Below are 20,794 nucleotides of genomic sequence, written 5' to 3'. Positions count from 1 at the left end.
ATAACTGACAATTATTTTTAACCCCTAACTGTCAGATTAAGTATTGACTAATTCATATTAATATATTCTTGCAATAGATTTTTTAGTTTTTTATCAATTTCTAAAGTATTAAAATTATTAAAATACTTTTCTGAGAATTTATATCGACTATCTAAATAAACTAAATATGATTCAAAACCAAATTCATCTAATCCTTGCTTTGTAAAGTAATCATCATAAAAAGTATCTTTTACTTTTCTATGGAAATTCTGTATTTCTGAAAAATTAGGTTTATGCTTATCCTTTTTAAGAATTTGTTTTGCTACTAACCCTAATACACCGCCTGAGCCACCGTTACCAACACTTAAAATGCTGACCTGCCCTTGATTCATATCTGGAACTCCAAAATTTGGTGTGGTAATTCTTGCATCTTTTTTTTCTTCAGGATGAGTTTTTATATAATCTTTTATTTCTTCGTTTAACAATTTCTTTTTAGAATTTCTCAGACTTATATCTTTTTTAAAATCACCCGTTGCATTAAACCCCAAATCAACTTCTTCAATTTCAATAGGTAACTGAATAAGGCTCACTGAAATTAAACTAGAAAAATCCTGATTAGTCACTTTTCTAGTTGTTCTCTCATATTTTTCTTTAATAAATCTCAACTCGTCATTTGCATTTGCTTTTATTTTAAAGAATCCCTGGTTATCTGAAACTACTTGTTCATTAGTTTGAATATTAATAACGGAGACATTTTGCAATATAAATCCTTGCTCTGAGATTGTATTTCCCGAAACAATATTTTGAGCATAAATGGAGATACTAAGTAATAGAAAAAATAAATATTTCATGCGAGACTACACTGCATAATGCTTGCCAAATATAGTAAAATAATACCTTAACAATTTTTATTATTTCATTTAAACATGAATTACAACTATTATTTACTAACTAAAAAGAGAGCCATTAAAGCTCTCCGTATTTTGTTTTATAATTTTTTAACTCTTTTTCTGTATTGCTTAATAATTTTTCGAGCAATGAAATCTTATCCTCATACAATTTCTTTATCAATTCAGTCTCATCTGCTCCAATGATAATACTACCGTTATTACTCCCTTTAACATTATTGAAGCTGTTAAAATATTTTTGACTGTCAAAAGATGTTATATCTTCTGGCTTAACATCTAATATTTTAGCAATTTGAGAAAGTTTCTCAGATGAAACTTTTATATCTCCTTTTTCTAATTTACTATATGCAGCTTGAGAAATATCTAATTTTTCAGCCATGTATTCCTGAGTAAAATTCTTTAATTCTCGTATATTTTTTATCTTGTTTCCTATCATAACGGTTATGAATTATAACCATTTTGGTTATATTATACAATGATACAAATATAATAAATAAGATATAAGTCTGCATTTTTGTTTTCAAAAATTTAAAAAATGAGAACAAAATTATCTCTTGTATTTACTGTCGCCCTTACTGCGAATATCTTTTCCCAAGCTATTGTAAATTTTACTGACAATACATTCAAATCTAAACTTGTATTTTCAACTCCTTCAACACACATCGCAAAAAATTCTGCGGGTAATTGGATTAAGGTTGACACGAACAATGATATGGAAATACAAGTCACCGAAGCACAACAAGTAGCTGAATTATGGCTATTAGGCAACAATATTTCGTCTTTGAATGGTATTCAACATTTCTCAAATCTAAAAGTCTTAGAAATTGGTAGTAACAATCTAACGAATCTTGATTTAAGCCAAAATACTCAAATAAAAACGGTATTTTGTGATAACAACAACCTTACAAGTCTTACTGTAAATCAAAATTTGCTCCTAGAATACTTATCATGTTCATGGAATAATTTGTCAAACATTAATTTACCAAACTCAAATTCTTTTCAGAAATTATATTGCACCAACAATCAAATTTCAACATTGAACACATCTAATAATAGTGGGTTAAAAGTTTTGCGAATTGAAAACAATCCTATTGCAAATCTTTCTTTAAATTCCAATATTAATTTAGAGGAACTAAATTTTTCTGCAACTCCGATTTCAAATATCAATCTTAGTTCTAATATCAATCTTAAAAAACTGACAACTAGCTCTAATTTAACAACTTTAAATGTCGCTCAAAATACTAGCTTACAGGAACTATATACACAAGGTAGTAATTTGGCTAGTGTTGATGTTCGGAATGGTAACAATAGCAATATGCTAAATGTACTATTTGGAAATGTAACACAATCTCCATTATTGAGATGTATTTTTGTGGATTGGAAAGATAGTTCTACTTTGACAAATTTTTGGGTAAAACCCTATACTGCTACTTATGTTGAAACGACTGCTGAATGTAATTCAGTGCTTGCAACAGCAGAAACAACAACCAAAAAACAGTTTAGTGTTTATCCTAATCCTTTCAAAAATTCACTTAATATAGTTTCCGATTCAGATTTTACAAGGTATGAAATTATCAATTCAGAGGGCAGAATTATTCAATCAGGCAATTTACAGCAATTTAAAATTGATACTTCATTATTGATTAACGGGATTTACTTTTTAAAATTATACAACGGAACAGACGTTATAACAAAAAAAATTATAAAAAATTGATAAATTAAAATATTGTAATACAGATTAATATGATTGGTTCTACCACATACAGGTAAAGCCAATCATTTTGATTTTAAGCCACTTTAAGGCACTCATCACTATTACACCATAACTCAGACTTAAAACTCTGCAAAACACCGCTAGAATAACTTAAAAACATTTCTTTACCATAGATTACATAGCAGGGAACCAACGTTATATTGCAGTATGAAAAAATATGCCGTAAAAATTATATTTTCTATGATTACAGTTCAATCCGTTGGAACTGTTTTTTGCAATACAAAGCCGGATCACCAGAATATGACCTTTTATAAGTGCTGAAAGACAGAAATTCGGGAAAAATATTATGCCTGATGATTGAGGCTTATACCGATGTGATTTTACTCGGTGACAGCCCATAGTGCTTTTTGAAGGCAAATGAAAAATGAGAAAGATCTTCAAAGCCGAGATCCAGATAGATGTCCGACGCCATTTTCCCTTTTTCCAAAAGATGATGCGCCTCCTGTAATCTCTTTTGCAAAAGCCATTTCCCGGGAGTAATTCCGAAGATCTTTTCAAAATCACGTTTGAACGTAGCAAGGCTTCTTCCCGTAAGATAGGCAAACCGGTCTAAATTGACATTAAAATGATAGTTCTTATTCATAAAAGCTTCAATATCAATTTTACCGGGTTCGGTGAAATCAAACAGCACATCCTTCAGTTCAGGAGCTTCCTGAAGCAGCAGAATAAGAGCTTCTTTCAGTTTTATTTCTGCCAGACGGGGATCTGAAAGCCGGTTGGAAAGCTGATACGTCAATAGGTTTTGCATAAAACCCTGCAGCACTGAGCTTTCATTTAACAATATAGGTTTATTGAATACAGGCTTGCTTTCCGGGATTATCCTGTATTCCAGACTGAAGTTCTTCAAGGTTTGCTGATCAAGGTAAACGGATAAGGATTTAAACTCTCCGTCAGGAGGTGGCTGCTTTGTAAACTTCAGCAATTGGTTTCTTTTTAAAAACCGGACTGACCCATCGGTTACGGAATAATCATTAATTCCATCATTCAGGATAAGGTCCCCCGCAATCTGATAGCTCAGAACATGTTCAGACACAAAATGCTCCCCCTGCCTGCTTACCTGGGCATAACAGGAATAAACAATATTTTCAAAATCTTCTCTTATAGTTTTCATTCCATACAAATATAAACAATGGTCTCTATAAATAACAGAATGAGAGAAGACAAAATGCCCATTCTCCCATTACTGATTCTGATATCTTCCGGAAGCTGTCATTATTTTCCGGATCCGCCATTCGGATTGGTCCTTTGGGCCAGATACTGTTTACCAAATTCTGACTTGAAGATATCCACTGCATCATCATGATCTGTTGAAACTGTAACGTCCAGCCATTTCTCAAACTCTTCTTTTCTTCTTTCATCGGCACTTCTCAGGATCGCTGCTGCCTCACTTCCTAAAACCAGATGCAGAGGCGGCTCAGGATGGTCTGCCAGGCTTAGCATTACTTTAGCGGCTTTGGCCGGATCACCCACCGGAAGGAACTGTCCTGATGTAAAATGTTCCCTGACCTTTCCGACGGTAGTTTCGTACCCATCAATATCCCTGGCAAAACTCATCGACGTGCCCGCCCATTCCGTGCGGAATCCGCCGGGCTCTATACAGGTAACTTTTATCCCCAGAGGAAGAACTTCTTTACTTAAAGATTCCGAGAATCCGGCAAGACCAAATTTGGCGGCCTGATAAATGGAAAGCCCCGCATTTCCTACCCTTCCGCCTATAGAGCTGATCTGGAGAATGCGCCCCGAATGCTGCTGCCTCATATAGGGTAGTACCGCCCTTGTTATCTCAATAGGGGCATACAGATTCACTTCCAGCTGGCTCCTTACCTGCTCATTGGTAAATGCTTCAGCCGCTCCGGTGACCCCAAAGCCTGCGTTATTCACCAGAACATCAATACGCCCGAAATGATCTATTGCTGCTTTAACAGAAGAATAAATCTGCTCCTTTATCTGAACATCCAGCTGTAATGGCAATAATTGTTCAGGATACCGTTGTGTTAATTCCTTTAGCTGATAAGGATCTCTTGCCGTGCCCACTACATAATCCCCTGCCGACAATGCTGCTTCAACAAGGCTTTTTCCCAAACCTTTTGAACTTCCTGTTACAAACCATACTTTTTTCATTTTCTTATTGATTTTGTTGATACAAATTTCATCCATATCAGCCGAAGTCCGGTTTGTTAAAAAGCTCAATTTTGGTTTGTTAAAACAGTCATTCCTGTTCGGGTTCCCCTATAAAATGATACGAGCAGCGTTCCAGCCATACCCTGCCCGTAATATTCAGAATCATTACAGTTTCAATTTATCTTAAATAAATCGGACATGAAATATTTTTATCCTTGTAAATCTCCATGACGGAAAATAATACCAACCTTACCAAATATAATCTCCTGAAAACTAAAATCCTAAATCATCTCACTACAAAATAACCAAAGCACATCCACAAAAAAGAGTAAAAAAATGTTTTATCGTAAAGAATTTTATATATTTGCACCATCTAACAATTAAAAAAATAATTTACTATGTCAGACATTGCATCAAGAGTAAAAGCTATCATCGCTGATAAGCTTGACGTTGAAGAAAAAGAAGTAACTCCTGAAGCTAGCTTCACTAACGATTTAGGAGCTGATTCATTAGATACTGTTGAATTAATCATGGAATTCGAAAAAGAATTCAACATTCAAATCCCAGATGATCAAGCTGAAAAAATTACTACTGTAGGACACGCTATTGCTTATATCGAGGAAGTAGTAAATAAATAATATTCTTCAACAAAAAGAAAATTTTAAAAGTTTATGGAATTAAAAAGAGTAGTTGTAACCGGTTTTGGCGCAATAACACCGATTGGAAATAATGCGAAGGATTACTGGGAAAATCTTGTTAAAGGTGAGAGCGGTGCAGCTCCGATTACTCTTTTTGATGCCACAAACTTTAAAACAAAGTTCGCCTGTGAAGTAAAAGGGTTTGATCCATTGCAGTACTTTGATAAAAAAGAAGTAAAAAAAATGGATCGGAATACCCAATTCGGGCTTGTAGCAGCCAGAGAAGCTGTAAAACATTCCAGAATAATCGAAGACAATGTGGATAAAAACAGGGTCGGAGTGATCTGGGGTTCCGGGATCGGAGGTTTAGAAACTTTCGAAACAGAAGTTCTCGGATGGGCCAATACAGAAATTCCAAGATTCAACCCTTTCTTTATCCCAAAAATGATCGCGGATATCACACCAGGGCATATTTCCATTGAATATGGTTTTCATGGTCCTAACTATACTACGGTTTCCGCCTGTGCTTCATCGGCAAACGCTATTATCGACTCGAAAATGCTCATCCAGCTGGGAAAAGCGGATGTCATTGTATGTGGTGGCTCTGAAGCAGCCGTTACGGCAAGTGGTGTCGGAGGATTTAACGCTATGATGGCGCTTTCTACAAGAAATGATGATCCTAAAACAGCCTCAAGACCTTTTGATAAGGACAGGGACGGTTTCGTACTGGGTGAAGGCTCGGGATGTATCATCCTTGAAGAATATGAGCACGCTGTAAAACGTGGTGCTACCATTTATGCAGAATTAAAAGGGGGTGGTATGAGCGCGGATGCCCATCACATGACAGCCCCGCATCCTGAAGGTCTGGGTGCCTATCTGGTAATGAAAAATTGCCTGGAAGATGCCGGGGTAACTGCTGATGAAGTAGATCATATCAATATGCATGGTACCTCTACTCCATTAGGAGATATCGCAGAATCCAGCGCTATTTCAAAATTACTGGGAGAGCACGCTTATGATATTCAGATCAATTCTACAAAATCAATGACCGGGCACCTTCTCGGAGCCGCAGGAGTGATTGAAGCTATTGCTGCTTTAGGAACTATTATTCATGGTATAGTACCTCCTACGATCAACCATTTTACAGATGATGAAAATATTGACAGCAGGCTGAATTTCACATTCAATGAAGCTGTAAAGAAAGATGTAAAAGTAGCCATGAGTAATACTTTTGGATTTGGCGGGCATAATGCTTGCGTTCTATTTAAGAAAATCTAAACTTACTGAATGGAGTTACAGAAATACTTTTCTAAATTCCTTCTCAAACAAAGAAAAAGAAAATTAACGGAGAGAGATTACTTCCTTAGTACAGAACTCAGAAAAATGTTAGGTACTGAGGTGCAGAATATTGCACTTTACCGGGAAGCCTTTTCTCTGAAAAACTCTTCTAAAAATCAAGACAGCAATTATGAAAGGCTTGAATTTTTAGGAGATTCTGTTTTGGGAACAATCATCTCCTGTCATTTGTTCCAAACTTATCCTCAGGCAAATGAAGGATATCTGACACAAATGAAATCCAAGATTGTTAATAGAAAAAATCTTAATAAATTAGGTGAGGATTTAAAGCTTACGGATCTTTTGCAAAAGCAGAATTCTTCGGCATTAGGTGAGAATATTTCAGGAAATTTATTCGAAGCGCTGATAGGTGCGGTTTATCTGGATTTCCAGTACGAAACCTGTAGAAAGATCATCCTGGAGAAACTCCTGACCCCGTCTGAGATCAATAAGCTTGAAAATAAAATAGTAAGCTATAAAGGTCTTCTGCTGGAATGGAGCCAGAAGAAAAAAGTACAGATAAAATATGAAACCTGCGAAGAGGTTCAGGTAAATAAAGCTACGGTATTCCGCTGCCATGTCTGGCTCGGGGACAGCAAAATCGCCAACGCAACCGAAACTTCCAAAAAAAAGGCGGAAGAAAAAGCAGCCCAAAGAGCATTTTATATTTTAAACAAAAAAGAAAATATACTTGGAAATTCAAAAACTTTATGATTTAGATGAAATAGAATTTGAAGATATTACCATAGGATTGGTAAGATTAGCAAAGAATATTCCCGATCACGAGTTTTTCTATAAAATCAATCAGAATAACGACCTCAAATTCTCAAGAAAAAAAGATATTGTTTTTCATGGGGCCTATTATGATTATTATTTTCCAAAATATGAAGCCTATCACAAGTATACAAAGACCTGTTTTACCTTCATATCCAACAGATCTTCTGAAAGTATTCAAAAAAAACAACAGACAGAGCTCTTTGCAGAAGAAGAAAATATTAAATTTTTATTAAATAATCAGGTAGATGTCGAATATATTTTGCACAGTTCGGAACAATTTCCTGATTTTTCCGTAATTTTGCTCCCTGAAAATCTTGTCTTTCCGATCCAAGATTATACACTAAGTTCTGATGAAGAACTTTATCAAATTATCCAGTATTATGAATAAGTATTTAAAGAAAACAAAAATTATCGCGACACTAGGACCGGCTTCATCATCAAAGGAAGTAATGTTAGGGTTAATGAAAGCAGGTGTCGATATTTTCAGAATAAATTTTTCACATGCGGACTATGACCTGGTTCGAAAAAATATTGAAATAATCAGAGAACTTAATAAAGAATACGGCTTTTCAGTAGGGATCCTGGGAGATCTGCAGGGGCCAAAATTAAGAGTAGGAGTTGTAAAAGAAGGCTCTTACCTTAACCCCGGAGATGTCCTTACTTTCACAAATGAAAAAATAGAAGGAGATTCCACTAAAGTCTACATGACCTATCAGCAGTTTCCTCAGGATGTAAAGGTGGGTGAAAGAATCCTTATCGATGACGGCAAGCTGGTTCTTGAAGTAATTGAGACCAATGAAAAAGATACCGTAAAGGCCAAAACCATTCAGGGAGGCCCGCTAAGCTCTAAAAAAGGGGTAAACCTGCCCAATACCAATGTTTCCCTTCCTGCCCTGACCGAAAAAGATATCCAGGACGCTAACTTCATGCTCGATATGGAAATAGACTGGATCGCACTCTCTTTCGTTCGTCACGCACAGGATATTATCGATTTAAAGGAACTGATCGCCAAACATCCGAATGGAAAGTTCAAAACCCCGATCATTGCCAAGATCGAAAAACCTGAAGGAGTAAAAAATATTGATGAGATCCTGCTGGAATGCGACGGCTTAATGGTGGCCCGTGGGGATTTAGGGGTGGAGGTGCCTATGGAGGAAGTTCCTGCCATTCAGAAAAATCTGGTTGAAAAAGCAAGGTTCTATTCCAAGCCTGTCATCATTGCAACCCAGATGATGGAAACAATGATCAACAGTCTGACGCCTACCAGAGCAGAGGTAAATGATGTTGCCAACTCTGTTTTAGACGGGGCCGATGCCGTGATGCTTTCCGGGGAGACCTCTGTGGGAAGATATCCGGTTCAGGTAGTTGAAAATATGGCTAAAATTGTGAAAAACATCGAGATGACCCATTTTTATCAGCACAAAAATGCGCCTATCGAAAAAGATTACAACTGTATCGATGACAGATTTATTACCAACAGGGTATGTCTTGCAGCCGTAAGGATCGCAAAGACTACCAATGTAGCTGCTATCGTTACGTTAACGCATTCCGGATATACCGCATTCCAGCTGTCAGCCCACAGGCCAAATTCACATATTATCGTATATAGTGGCAACAGAAGGGTCATTACCATGCTGAACCTTCTTTGGGGAGTGCATGCTTACTACTATGATATGAAAAAGCCTACTGATGAAACCATCATCCAGGTAAATATGCTGACCCATAATTACGGCTATATCGAGTCAGGGGATTTTGTAATCAATATCAATGCTACGCCATCCTATGAAGGAGGAAAAACAAACACTTTAAGGCTAACTACAGTTTAAGATATTATGATTTAAATAAAAAGCTACCGGAATCCGGTAGCTTTTTTTATCTAGTTTCCTACAATTGTCTTGGGGGTCACAAATTCTTTCAGCGCTATAAGGGAAAGTTCTGTCCCATATCCTGACGCTTTTGTTCCGCCGAACGGAAAACGGGGATCGGAACTTGTCATTCTGTTGATATTCACGGTTCCGGACTCCAGATTTTCTATAAAGAACAGCTGGCGGTCTTTACTCTTTGTCCAGACTGAATTTGAAAGACCGAAAGGGATGTCATTGGCCATTTTTAAAGCTTCCTCATCACTTCCGGCAGTCATCACCATTCCAAGAGGCCCGAATAGCTCTTCCTGCAAGATAGGATTTCCTTCTTTTACCCTGATTAGACCGGGTTTAAACTCATGATCAGAGACCCTTTCCAGAGGAATAATAATTTCAGCACCATATTCCAGGGCCCTTTTAAACTGATCTTCAAGGTCATCTGCCAGATCCGGGCGGGCCATACCTCCCAATTTGGTAGCCTTATCCATCGGATCGCCCGGCTCATATTTTTTGTACTCTTCGATAAATTTCGGAAGAAACTCATCCTCAATTTTTTCATCAATAATGAATCTTTTAGCAGCAACACAGGTCTGGCCGCAGTTCTGAAGCCTTGCCTGCGCTCCTGTTCTTGCAGCTTCATCAAGGTCTGCATCATCTAAAACAATGAACGCATCACTTCCTCCTAATTCAAGCAATGATTTTTTAACGTTTAACCCGGCCACGGAAGCCACTTCTCCCCCTGCTCTACCGCTTCCTGTCAAGCTGACACCCTTCACTACTTCATGCTCTAAAATTTCCTTAACTTCCTTATGTCCTACTTCCAGATTCTGGAAGATGCCTTCCGGAAAACCGGCTTCCAAAAAAACCTGCTCAATGGCATTTCCACTTCCAAAACAGATTGATGCATGCTTCAATACCACAGTATTTCCTGCCAAAACTGCAGGAATGGCAAACCGTAAGACCTGCCAGAAAGGGAAATTCCAGGGCATTACACCCAGAATCACTCCTTTCGGTACATAATGAATTTCAGAATAATTAAATTCAGATTCAACCTTTTCAGGTTCGATGATATTTTCAGCATCGGCATAATAATTCATCATTAAGGCACATTTTTCTACCTCGGCAATAGATTGCGAGATCGGTTTGTTCATTTCTGCCGTAATGATCCTGCCGAACTTTTCAGAATTGTTTCTTAGGAGATCCGCTGCTTTTGCAATCAGCTTTTGTCTTTCTTCAAAAGGAACCCTTTTCCACCGGGAGAAGGCATTATCAGCCTTAATAAGTTTATTTTCAATTGATTGTTCCATAATGTAATGTTATTTCAAAATAGGATATGATTACAATCCCTTATAAAGCATGGTGAAAGCAGCAAATCTTATTCCTTTGGGGGAATAAAAGAATGATTTTCTCTATCATAAAGTTATAATTCTCTGTTGATCATAAACCATTCATTCACCAGGCTCGCTGCCAGCCTGGCCGTTCTTTCCTGAATGTCATAAGACGGATTAACTTCTGCTACATCCAGAGCAATAAGCTTCTTATTCTTTAAAATATGCCGGTAAAAATGCATGAATACCGTATCTCCAAAAATACCGTTGTAGGCAGGAGCAGAAACTCCGGGAGCAACAGAAGCATTGAACACATCCATACAAACAGTTAGGTAGGCAAAATCTACACCGGCAAGCAGATCATCAATACGCTGATAAACGGATGGAAGATTCTCAAAAAAAAGTTCGTCTGCAAGGATATATTTCATTCCATACTGATGAGCCGTATCAAATAATTTCAATGTATTGGAGTTCCTTTGGATCCCGATATGTAATGAATGGATCTCCCCTTCCTGCGCGATCTGCCAGAACCCTGTCCCCGAGCTGGCACCCGTTCCTTTTTCCGGCTGTCTGTTATCAAAATGAGCATCGATATTGATGATCCCTATTTTCTGTTCGGGAAAGGCCGTTTTAATTCCGAGATAATGTGCATAGGTCACTTCGTGCCCGCCTCCCAAAACAAGGGATCTGGCACCTTTAAGCAGAACCTTTGACACCTTTTTGGCAAGACTATTCTGTGTATTTTCCAGATTACCGTCATCACAGGTAATATTTCCGAAATCCAGCAGTGAAAAGTCAGGAAGAATCACCGGGAAATTCGACATATTTTTCCTGATCACATCCGGGGCATCCTTTGCGCCCTGTCTTCCTTTATTCCTCCTTACCCCTTCATCTACAGCGAATCCATGCAAAACAAAATCACCCGCTGAAATCGTATCATAATTGCTTTCCTGTATTACTCTTTGAAAGATCCTGTGGAAAAGAGGTTCTTCTCCATCCAATCTACCTTGCCAAATATCAGACATTATCTAAAATATTAAAACTTATACTTATTGCCGTTAATATATGTGTTTTCAGCTTTCAGGCTGCCCTGGTTGTAAAGAACATTCTGAAAATTATTGGTTTTAAAGGTCACAAAATCTGCTTTCAATCCGCTCATGAGCCTTCCCCTGTCCTCCAGTCCGAGAGCAAACGCTGAACGGAAAGTTATCCCCGCCAATACTTCGGCTGTTGTCAGTTTTTGATAGGTTGCTAAAATTGAAGCCTGTGTAATAAGGTTCCCCATTGGAGCAGACCCCGGATTCCAGTCGCTTGCAATAGCCAGGATCGCACCGGCATCCAGCAGTTTTCTTGCCGGGGTAAACTTTTCTCCCAATCCTAAACTTGCACCCGGTAAAGCTGTAGCCACGGTATCCGATTTAGCTAAAAATTCTATATCTTCATCAATGGTCGCTTCGAGATGATCTGCTGACTGTGCACCGACCTCTACCGCAATCCTCGAGCTTCCGGGGGTAAACTGATCTGCATGAACAGTAATTTCAAAACCTAAATCTTTAGTTTTAAGCAGGAAGGCCTTACTTTCATCAGGTTGGAAGGCCGATTTTTCTATGAAAATATCCACTCTGTCAGCCAGGCCTTCTTTTTTTATTTCAGGTAAGATCTCAGTAAGTATATAGTTTAGATACTCCTGGTTGCTTCCTTCAAAATCTCTTGGCTTTAAGTGGGCAGCAAGGCATGTCGGAATCAGTGTTGCGTCAGTGTGTGATTGTGCTTTTTTAATGGTTCTGAGCATTTTCAGCTCATTATCCGTATCCAGGCCATAACCGCTCTTGACCTCAATAGTTGTGATCCCCAACGAGATCAGGAAATTAATTCTTTCAAGCAAAGTTTCTAACAGTTCTTCATCTGTGGCCTTTCTTGTATGCTGCACAGAGCTCCAGATGCCTCCCCCGCTTTCCGCAATTTCAAGATAGGTTTTCCCGGCATTACGCATCGCAAAATCATTCGCACGGTTTCCACCGAAACAGATATGGGTGTGAGAATCTACAAAAGCAGGAAGGGCGATTTGCTCCCCTTCAATGACTTCAATCTCTGCATCCTGATTTTCGGATTTCAGTATTTCAAAGTTTCCTACTTTATCAATTTTACCATGATCGATCAAAATGCCTCCGTCAATAATGATTTCAAGCTGGTCGTCAGATAGCTTACCTCTTAGCGGAATATTGGCAAGGGTAACAATTTGCTTAAATGGGCCTATTAATTTCATGCTCGCTAATTTACAAATACAATTTCAGAATTAGGCTTAAAAATCCTATCTTTGAGGTAAATGAAATGATTTAATGCCTGATTTTTTACATCCAGATAAGGAAAACTATTCCCGTGAAGAGCTTTTACAGGAGGAGCAGATACGTCCCAAAAGTTTCAGGGATTTTGCGGGACAAAGGAAAACTTTAGAAAATCTTGAAGTTTTCGTTACCGCTGCCAAAAGGCGAGGTGGTGCTCTTGATCATGTACTGTTACATGGACCTCCTGGTCTTGGTAAAACTACCCTGGCCCATATAATAGCCAATGAGCTGGGCGTCAACTGTAAGATAACTTCCGGTCCCGTTCTGGATAAACCCGGAAGCCTGGCAGGACTGCTGACGAATCTTGAGGAAAACGATGTCCTTTTTATTGATGAGATCCACCGTTTATCCCCGGTGGTAGAGGAATATCTGTATTCTGCGATGGAAGATTACAAAATCGATATCATGCTGGAAACCGGGCCCAATGCCAGGAGCGTACAGATCGGGCTGAATCCTTTTACTTTGGTAGGAGCTACCACCAGGAGCGGAATGCTTACCAAGCCGATGCTGGCAAGATTCGGCATTCAAAGCAGGCTGGAATATTACACCATTGAGCTTTTGTCTGTAATCATTCAACGGAGCTCAAGGGTTTTAGGCGTAAAAATTTATGAGGATGCAGCCATCGAAATCGCAAGAAGAAGCCGGGGTACTCCAAGAATTGCCAACGCACTTTTAAGAAGGGTCCGGGATTTTGCTGAGATCAAAGGGAATGGCGAAATTGAAATCAACATTACAAAATATGCTCTTGATTCTCTGAACGTAGATGAATTCGGACTTGATGAAATGGATAATAAGATCATGCGGGTCATGATTGAAAATTTTAAAGGAAAACCGGTAGGGATTTCCGCATTGGCCACATCCATCGGTGAGAATCCGGAAACTCTGGAAGAGGTTTACGAACCTTTCTTAATCCAGGAAGGATTCATCATCAGAACGCCAAGGGGAAGAGAAGTAACTGAAAAGGCTTATAAGCATTTAAATATTTCCAGACCCAAAAACCCCGGAGAACTATTCTGATCATGTTTATTCCTAAATTATACAAAAGCGAAGATCTGGATCTGATGAAAGAAATCATCAGCGAGAATAGCTTTGCTTTACTGATATCTTCAACCGACAAAATAAGGGCTACCCATTCCATGATGCTTCTGAACGAGGAGCATCCAAAGCAGGCATACCTGGAAACCCATATCTCCAAAGCTAATCCCCAGGCAAAAGTATTAAAGGATGGTGATGAGGTTTTGTGCGATTTTTTAGGAGCTCATACTTACATTTCAAGCAGCTGGTATGACCATATCAACGTCTCAACCTGGAATTATGAGGCTGTTCAGATTTACGGGAAAGTTGAGCTTATGGACCATAAAGAGCTTTACCGGCATCTTGAAAAATTAACCTGCAAGTATGAAAAGTTCCAGCAATGCCCGGTAATGGTGAAAGACATGGGAAGAGAATTTGTGGAAAAAGAAATGAAAGGCGCCTTTGGCTTAAAAATAATGCCAACCGAGATCTTTATCAAGCAGAAACTGTCTCAAAACAGGAAAGAGGCTGATTTTCAAAATATCATCTCCCAACTTGAAAAATCATCGGATGAGAACGGAAGAAAGATTGCCGAAAAAATGAAACTATTGAATAAATAAACATTATAAACTTAATATTATATGAAGCTATATCCAATACAATGTGGAAAATTTAAACTGGACGGCGGAGCCATGTTCGGGGTCGTCCCAAAGAGTCTGTGGGAAAAAACCAACCCTGCAGACGAAAGAAATTTAATTGAATTAGGAACCCGCTCCTTACTTATTGAAGACGGTAAAAAATTAATCCTTGTAGATTGCGGTCTGGGAAACAAACAGGATGAAAAATTCTTCGGACACTATGCCCTGTGGGGAGATGATAATTTAGATAAAAATTTAAAGAAATACGGATTTATCAGAGAAGATATTACTGACGTTTTTCTGACGCATCTTCATTTTGACCATTGTGGCGGCGCCATTGAATGGAATGATGACAGAACGGGCTACAGACCTGCATTCCCCAATGCCCAGTTCTGGACAAACGAGAATCATTGGAAATGGGCTACCGAGCCTAATGCCAGAGAAAAAGCAAGTTTTTTAAAAGAAAATATTATCCCGATGCAGGAAAGCGGGCAGCTAAATTTCTTACCCCTGCCTAAAACCGGGAATTACGGTTTTGCCCCGGACCTGAAAATGGATGTGATTTTTGTTGACGGCCATACCGAAAAACAAATGTTACCGGTAATCCAGTATCAGGAAAAAACAGTTGTTTTTGCAGCAGATCTTATCCCTACTGCAGGCCATATAAACCAGGTCTATGTGATGGGATATGATACCAGGCCTCTTTTAACATTGGAAGAAAAGGGAAAATTTCTTAAGCAATGTATTGATAACGAATATTTATTATTCTTCGAACACGATGCCCACAATGAGCTGGCGAGTCTGAAAATGACCGAAAAAGGTGTAAGACTGGATCAAACATATAGCTTTAACGAAGTTTTCGGATATTAATTAGTTATGGAAGAATTATATTCAGAAACAGAAAAAACAGAGCCGGAACCGGCTCCCAAAATCATTGGTTTGACCGGAGGAATAGGCTCGGGTAAAACTACAGTGGCCCACTTCATTGAAGAATTCGGATTTCCGGTTTATTATTCTGATGACAGAGCAAAAACTATTGTGAATGATAGTGAGGAGCTGAAAATAAAAATAAAGGCCCTGCTCGGAGAAAATGCGTATGATGAAAACGGCTTGTATAACCGGAAATTTGTGGCAGAAAAAGTCTTCAATAATAAAGACTTACTTCAAAAATTAAATGCGATCATCCATCCTGCCGTTAAACTGGATTTTGAGGAATGGGCGAAAAAGCAAACCAAATATTTAGCTTTTAAAGAAACGGCATTGCTATTTGAATTAAAGCTGAACCAGGAATGCTACAGATCTGTTCTTGTAACTGCAGAAGATAATATAAGGATAAAAAGGGTGATGGACAGAGACGGAAAGACCTATCGCGAAGTTCAGTCCATTATGGATCGGCAGATGCCTGAAAAAGATAAAATAAAACTGGCGGATTGCATTATCTATAACAACACTAATTTAGAAGATTTAAAGGAGCAAACGGAACGGATAATTTTCGGTATCGAATAAGAAATACACTCGCTGAATTTCCAGCGAGTGTATTTTTTATTGGTGGTACAATAAAAATAAGCTTTCAGAAATGAGAGCTTATTCTGTTTTTGAAGTTATTAATTATTATTCTTTAATAAATTTCTTCTGTGCAGAGGTTCCGTTATCATCAATATCGATCACATAGACACCGTTGATCAGCCTGCTTACATCGATCTTATTGTTCAGGATGATTCCACTGGAAATCAGCTGTCCTGCAGCATTGTAAATCTTGTAATTTGCTCTTTTGCTGATGTTCTTCACATACAGTACAGAGCTTACAGGGTTTGGATAGATCATGATTTGCGTCTGGTCAATCGTATTAGGAACCGGCTGCTTGGAGATCCTTACCGTATAGTCCTCTACTTCACCATTGTCAAAACTCGTACAGTTTACAGGAATAGCTCCTCTCTGCATCGCCACCCGCATCACTACGTATTTGTAGTCCGTCATACTTACAAAAGCATCAGCGGGTACACTGAAAGTGCCTGTAACAGGAGAGGTTGTATTAGGACCCACAGCAAGAACCCTTTCATTGATATCAAAATATCCGTTCCTGTTGAAGTCAATCCATACCGCAATACCTTCTTCCTGGCTGGCGGTCTTCTCTATACTGATCTCATTTCCGGTAGATCCCTGGATAAGCTCAATGAACCTGGATGCATCGCCGGTATAATCTGTATAGCTTGAACCCTGTGAAGCACTTTCCATAACAGGCTTACCTACAGGCTTCACTGTAACCTTGGAAATATATTCATTGGCAAAGTTGGTAGATGACATCTGACAATATATTACCGTAGGTGTTGTGAAGAAATAAGGCTGGGTATAAGTACCCGGAGTACCGCTACAGATATTGGCTACCTGCATTTCATACTTCGTTAGTTCTGTCAGACCTGTGATGGTATAAGTATTCGTTGATACCGGAACAGTGGTCCAGCTTGGAATACCCACTTTTCTGTATCTCAGAATATAGGTTGCTCCAGGGAAAGGATCCCAAACCACTACTGCTGAAGTAGGAGTAAGGTTGGTAATGGTTAATCCCGGAGGAGGAAGCTCACATGTTCTTTCTGTAGTAAATACTTTAGGGTTCGAATATGGATTTTCCGTGGTCTCACCGTTACACTTGTTGGCTACCTGAACCTCGTAAGTCGTATAAGGAGTCAGACCTGTAATGGTGAAGGTATTCAAAGGTGCTGTTGTAATGTTTACAGTAGTCCAGGTAGTAGTCCCTACTATTCTGTACCTCAATACATAGGTTGAGCTTGCTGCGATCGGTGCCCAGGTTACTACCGCTGAGTTGGTAGTAACATTGCTGATGGTAACGTTCGGAGGCGTAGGATCACATCTGGTGGTAAAGGTCTTGATGGCTGTAAACGCTCCAGGAGTGTTACCACATACCGCTGCAATCTGTACTTCATACGTGGTGGCAGGGGTAAGCCCTGTTAATGTCAGAGGAACATTCCCCAGAAGGGTAGATGCATACACATCAGTCCAGGTGGTAGTTCCCTGAACCCTGTACTGAACAAGATAGGTCATGTTATTGGTAGCCCCTGTCCAGGTAATGGCAGCAGTATTATGCGTAACGGTAAAGGTAGGAGCCCCCGGAGTAGCTGTGCTACAAGGTCTCAGTTTTACCGCATAGTCTTCCACTTCACCATTGATGGCATTCTGGCACATCACCGGAGCACTGGAACGTTTCAATACCACTCTCATGGTTGTTGTCAGAGGTCCGCTGTAAGCATTGGAAGGTACACTAAACAATGCCGTTACAGGGGTAGTAGTGCTGGACGCAGAACTTAATATCTGTTCTGAGGTCTCAAATACACCGTTTCTGTTAAAGTCTATCCAGGCAGATACAGCATCACTGTTTGTAGCCCCTGCCCAGCCTTTGGCAACAGAGATCTTGTTACCTGTAGAACCGATATCCAGAGTGATCAGAGTATCTGGCGTATTATAGCTGATATAATTGGTTTGTACAGAAGTATTGTTCATGGCAGGAATGCCAGGATTAATAGGAGTAACCGTTACATTGGAAATGAAATCGTTAGTTCCTGTTCCTGTCATCTGACAATAGCTCAATGCCGGAGTGGTAAAGGTATTGGTAGCAGAGAATGATCCCTGGCTTCCGCTACATACTGTAGCGATTTGGAAATCATAGGCTGTCTGCTCTGTTAAGCCTGTAATGGTATAGGTATTGAAAGGTGCAGCCGTAATGTTCACCGTAGTCCATGTACCGCTTGGCGACAGCCTGTATCTTAATACATAGGTCGCCCCGGTAGCGGGGATCCATGAAATAGTAGCCGTAGTGGCTGTAAGGTTGGTTACGGTAATATTTGTAGGAGGAGCCGTGGTACAAGGCTGCAGATCAATTAATTTCACAGCATAGTCTTCCACTTCACCCCAGGTAAAGCTTCCGCAAGGTGTAGGAGCAGTAGATTCTCTTATGATCACACGCATACGGGTAGTAAGGTTACCACTGTAAGCACCCGCTGCTGCTGTAGGAACATTAAAGGTTCCTGTTACAGGAGAAGTGGTGTTGCTTGGGGATGCCAATACCTGTTCATTATTTTCAAAAATACCGTTTCTGTTAAAGTCTATCCAGACTCCTGTGGCAAATGACCACTGAGTTCCAGGCCATGTTTTGGTAACTGACAGTCCATTACCGGAAGACCCTCTTACTAAGGTTACCAGTCTGGCAGGATCTGTACTGAAATCGGTATAGTTACTTTCTCCGGAATTGCTCGACATTGGAATCGAGTTGGTCGGATTTACAGTAACATTGGTAATATAACCATCAGTAGTGCTTGTTGAAGTTGCCGTACAGTAGCTGATTGCCGGAGTTGTAAAGCTGACTCCTGGTGAGAAAGCTCCCTGAGTTCCCCCACAAACAGTTGCTATTTCAACTTCGTAGGTAGTTTGTTCCGTTAAGTTGGTAATGGTATAATTACTTGTGAGTGGAGCCGTAAGGTTGACCGTAGTCCACGGACCATTAGGTGCCACTCTGTATCTTAATACATAGGTCGCCCCGGTAGCAGGGATCCATGAAATAAGGGCTGTAGTAGGAGTAAGGTTACTGGCTGTAATACCTGTTGGAGGAGCAGTGGTACAAGGCTGCAACTGAGCGCTTACGAACTGAACCCTTGGAATCTCCGAATACCTGCTGCTGGCAGATGGCGGGCTGGCAGGATCAGGGTTGTTTGTATCACTTCTATAAAGTATACCTCTGTTGTTCCCTGCTGTATAGCTGCCCCAGTCGGCAGTACATGAATAGCCAGGAGCATTTTCATCAACGGCAATAACGATATTGCTTGTTCCGTCCCATACAAATGGAGCCGTTAGTGTCAGTTCAAGCCAGGTACCGTTGGTCATTGCAGGTACCATTCCCGAATAAACCTGGGATAAGGTGCCCACAGGAATCCAGCTGTCTGTCGTTGCAAAATTGTCCTGAGTGGTATTCTCCATATAGACCACCCACTGGTTATAAGTACTTTGGGTAGAAGCAGTATTGTCTACATAAAATCTGATTTTGGTAATTAGATTATTGGTACCAACCGCAGCTGCCACTTCGGAAGCGGTATATATCTGCTGGGAATAGCCGTAGCCATAGCAGGAATAAACCGGAAGGTAACTCATTGATGCTGTTCCTGAACCAATTTGTCCCGGAGTAAATGAAGGTCCTGCTACCCATACACTTTGATCTGTTGAAGAACAGATTGATCTCACCCACCAATAATAAGTGGTACCCGCAGTTAAGGTAGTCAGAGGTGCTGAAGTTCCGGTAACCGGGGTTCCTGTGGTTGCAGGGGTAGGCGGAGTGTTGGTTGTTGTAAGGTAATATTCATAGCCGTTAGCAGGTGCAGTCCCTGGTGCCGTCCATCCTAAGGTAGCCCCGTTAGGCGTCACATTAGATACGTTAGGAGCAGAGGGTACAAGACAGGTAGGAATAAACATATTGACGTTATCAACAGCAGCCGGTGGATTGGATCCTGTTGTTCCGTCATTCCTCCATTCAAATACCAGACGCATGGTAGAGCCTGCAAAGCTGCTCAGGTCAAGCGTAGGATTGCTATAGGTTTGCCATGAGTTTTGCATCTCATAATTGCCTCCTAGCTGAATCCTTCCTCCCCCGGCAGCGATCTGTGTACCTGCGGTAGGAGTATAGGTTCCGGGAACCAGCCATACCCGGAAATAATCATATCCGGAATCATTTCCATAGGATTTCCAGTCAAAGGACAATACAGCATTGGTTGTTCCGGCCGGAATAGCAATATCCCTGTAAGCCTGGACAACACTGTTCATGTTGTTGGTATATGCATTGCTGGTCCCGTTGTCATTAGAGATATAGATGGATCCCGACGGGTTTCCGGCAGCAGAACCATAAGCCCATTGATTGGTCTGAGTTCCGTTGACAAAAGTAAAATCATTACTACTCGAGAAATCCTGAGTATAAGGTAATGTAGCGGGCCCCTGCGCATAGACCTGGGTTACAAAGCCTATATCGATCAGTCCCAGAAGAAGAATTAAAAAAGTAAAAATTTTCTTCATAATGCG

Annotated in this window: 18 protein-coding genes; 10 read left to right on the top strand and 8 right to left on the bottom strand. The window is 39.9% G+C overall.

What is annotated here, in order from left to right:
* Positions 1-47: 47 nt before the first annotated feature.
* Both ABMQ40_RS06400 and ABMQ40_RS06395 read right to left on the bottom strand, forming a co-directional pair.
* Positions 48-830 (bottom strand): hypothetical protein, encoded by a 783-nt coding sequence (locus ABMQ40_RS06400; RefSeq protein ID WP_370897712.1) that lies wholly within the window; start codon positions 828-830, stop codon positions 48-50.
* A gap of 115 nt (positions 831-945) precedes the next feature.
* Entirely contained in the window at positions 946-1,323 is a 378-nt protein-coding gene (locus ABMQ40_RS06395) for a helix-turn-helix domain-containing protein (RefSeq protein WP_370897710.1), read from the bottom strand.
* Positions 1,324-1,422: 99 nt separating this feature from the next.
* Between ABMQ40_RS06395 and ABMQ40_RS06390 the strand changes: the two genes are divergently transcribed.
* Entirely contained in the window at positions 1,423-2,601 is a 1,179-nt protein-coding gene (locus ABMQ40_RS06390) for a leucine-rich repeat domain-containing protein (protein WP_370897708.1), read from the top strand.
* 364 nt (positions 2,602-2,965) lie between these two features.
* On the opposite strand, the gene ABMQ40_RS06385 is transcribed toward ABMQ40_RS06390, so the two are convergent.
* Together ABMQ40_RS06385 and ABMQ40_RS06380 are read right to left on the bottom strand one after the other, a co-directional pair.
* The gene (locus tag ABMQ40_RS06385; protein WP_370897706.1) at positions 2,966-3,772 is read right to left on the bottom strand and encodes a helix-turn-helix domain-containing protein; all 807 of its coding nucleotides are present in this window, start codon (positions 3,770-3,772) and stop codon (positions 2,966-2,968) included.
* Positions 3,773-3,873: 101 nt separating this feature from the next.
* Positions 3,874-4,782 carry an oxidoreductase gene (locus ABMQ40_RS06380; protein ID WP_370897704.1) on the bottom strand — a complete coding sequence of 303 codons (909 nt, stop codon included), beginning with the start codon at positions 4,780-4,782 and terminating at the stop codon, positions 3,874-3,876.
* Between the two features lie 398 nt (positions 4,783-5,180).
* On the opposite strand from ABMQ40_RS06380, the gene ABMQ40_RS06375 reads away from it, so the two are divergent.
* From ABMQ40_RS06375 to pyk, 5 genes are read left to right on the top strand one after another with little or no spacing between them, the layout of a single operon-like run.
* Positions 5,181-5,420, top strand: coding sequence for an acyl carrier protein (locus tag ABMQ40_RS06375; protein ID WP_100075678.1), 240 nt, complete (start codon positions 5,181-5,183; stop codon positions 5,418-5,420).
* Between the two features lie 33 nt (positions 5,421-5,453).
* On the top strand, positions 5,454-6,698 hold the full coding sequence (gene fabF, locus ABMQ40_RS06370; RefSeq protein ID WP_370897702.1) for a beta-ketoacyl-ACP synthase II: 1,245 nt from the start codon (positions 5,454-5,456) through the stop codon (positions 6,696-6,698).
* Between the two features lie 9 nt (positions 6,699-6,707).
* Complete coding sequence (rnc, locus tag ABMQ40_RS06365) at positions 6,708-7,469, top strand: ribonuclease III (RefSeq protein ID WP_370897700.1); 762 nt, start codon at positions 6,708-6,710, stop codon at positions 7,467-7,469.
* Positions 7,447-7,920, top strand: a complete 474-nt coding sequence (locus tag ABMQ40_RS06360; protein WP_370897698.1) for an IPExxxVDY family protein — start codon at positions 7,447-7,449, stop codon at positions 7,918-7,920. Before rnc ends, ABMQ40_RS06360 begins: the two co-directional genes overlap by 23 nt.
* Positions 7,913-9,358 carry a pyruvate kinase gene (gene pyk / locus ABMQ40_RS06355; protein ID WP_370897696.1) on the top strand — a complete coding sequence of 482 codons (1,446 nt, stop codon included), beginning with the start codon at positions 7,913-7,915 and terminating at the stop codon, positions 9,356-9,358. The genes ABMQ40_RS06360 and pyk overlap by 8 nt, the downstream gene beginning before the upstream one ends.
* A gap of 50 nt (positions 9,359-9,408) precedes the next feature.
* Here pyk and ABMQ40_RS06350 read toward each other — a convergent pair whose 3' ends face one another.
* The 3 genes from ABMQ40_RS06350 to hutI all read right to left on the bottom strand — a co-directional run bounded on the left by ABMQ40_RS06350 (position 9,409) and on the right by hutI (position 12,988).
* The gene (locus ABMQ40_RS06350) at positions 9,409-10,701 is read right to left on the bottom strand and encodes an aldehyde dehydrogenase family protein (protein ID WP_370897694.1); all 1,293 of its coding nucleotides are present in this window, start codon (positions 10,699-10,701) and stop codon (positions 9,409-9,411) included.
* Positions 10,702-10,814: 113 nt separating this feature from the next.
* Positions 10,815-11,747, bottom strand: coding sequence for a formimidoylglutamase (gene hutG / locus ABMQ40_RS06345; protein ID WP_370897692.1), 933 nt, complete (start codon positions 11,745-11,747; stop codon positions 10,815-10,817).
* An 11-nt stretch (positions 11,748-11,758) separates the two neighbouring features.
* The gene (gene hutI / locus ABMQ40_RS06340) at positions 11,759-12,988 is read right to left on the bottom strand and encodes an imidazolonepropionase (protein WP_370897690.1); all 1,230 of its coding nucleotides are present in this window, start codon (positions 12,986-12,988) and stop codon (positions 11,759-11,761) included.
* A gap of 73 nt (positions 12,989-13,061) precedes the next feature.
* Between hutI and ruvB the strand changes: the two genes are divergently transcribed.
* From ruvB to coaE, 4 genes are read left to right on the top strand one after another with little or no spacing between them, the layout of a single operon-like run.
* On the top strand, positions 13,062-14,084 hold the full coding sequence (gene ruvB / locus ABMQ40_RS06335; protein WP_370897688.1) for a Holliday junction branch migration DNA helicase RuvB: 1,023 nt from the start codon (positions 13,062-13,064) through the stop codon (positions 14,082-14,084).
* Positions 14,085-14,086: 2 nt separating this feature from the next.
* Positions 14,087-14,701 carry an FMN-binding negative transcriptional regulator gene (locus ABMQ40_RS06330; protein WP_370897687.1) on the top strand — a complete coding sequence of 205 codons (615 nt, stop codon included), beginning with the start codon at positions 14,087-14,089 and terminating at the stop codon, positions 14,699-14,701.
* Positions 14,702-14,722: 21 nt separating this feature from the next.
* Positions 14,723-15,589, top strand: coding sequence for an MBL fold metallo-hydrolase (locus ABMQ40_RS06325; protein WP_370897685.1), 867 nt, complete (start codon positions 14,723-14,725; stop codon positions 15,587-15,589).
* Between the two features lie 6 nt (positions 15,590-15,595).
* Entirely contained in the window at positions 15,596-16,225 is a 630-nt protein-coding gene (coaE, locus tag ABMQ40_RS06320) for a dephospho-CoA kinase (RefSeq protein WP_370897683.1), read from the top strand.
* 105 nt (positions 16,226-16,330) lie between these two features.
* Here the strand turns inward: coaE and ABMQ40_RS06315 are convergent, their stop codons facing one another.
* A complete protein-coding gene (locus tag ABMQ40_RS06315; protein WP_370897681.1) occupies positions 16,331-20,788 on the bottom strand; it encodes a fibronectin type III domain-containing protein in 4,458 nt (1,485 codons plus the stop codon).
* Positions 20,789-20,794 lie beyond the last annotated feature (6 nt).

Source organism: Chryseobacterium gossypii, from assembly GCF_041361455.1.
Lineage (GTDB): Bacteria > Bacteroidota > Bacteroidia > Flavobacteriales > Weeksellaceae > Chryseobacterium > Chryseobacterium gossypii.
The sequence above is the reverse complement of the archived record's forward strand: the minus strand, read 5'-3'. Positions and strand labels throughout refer to the sequence as shown.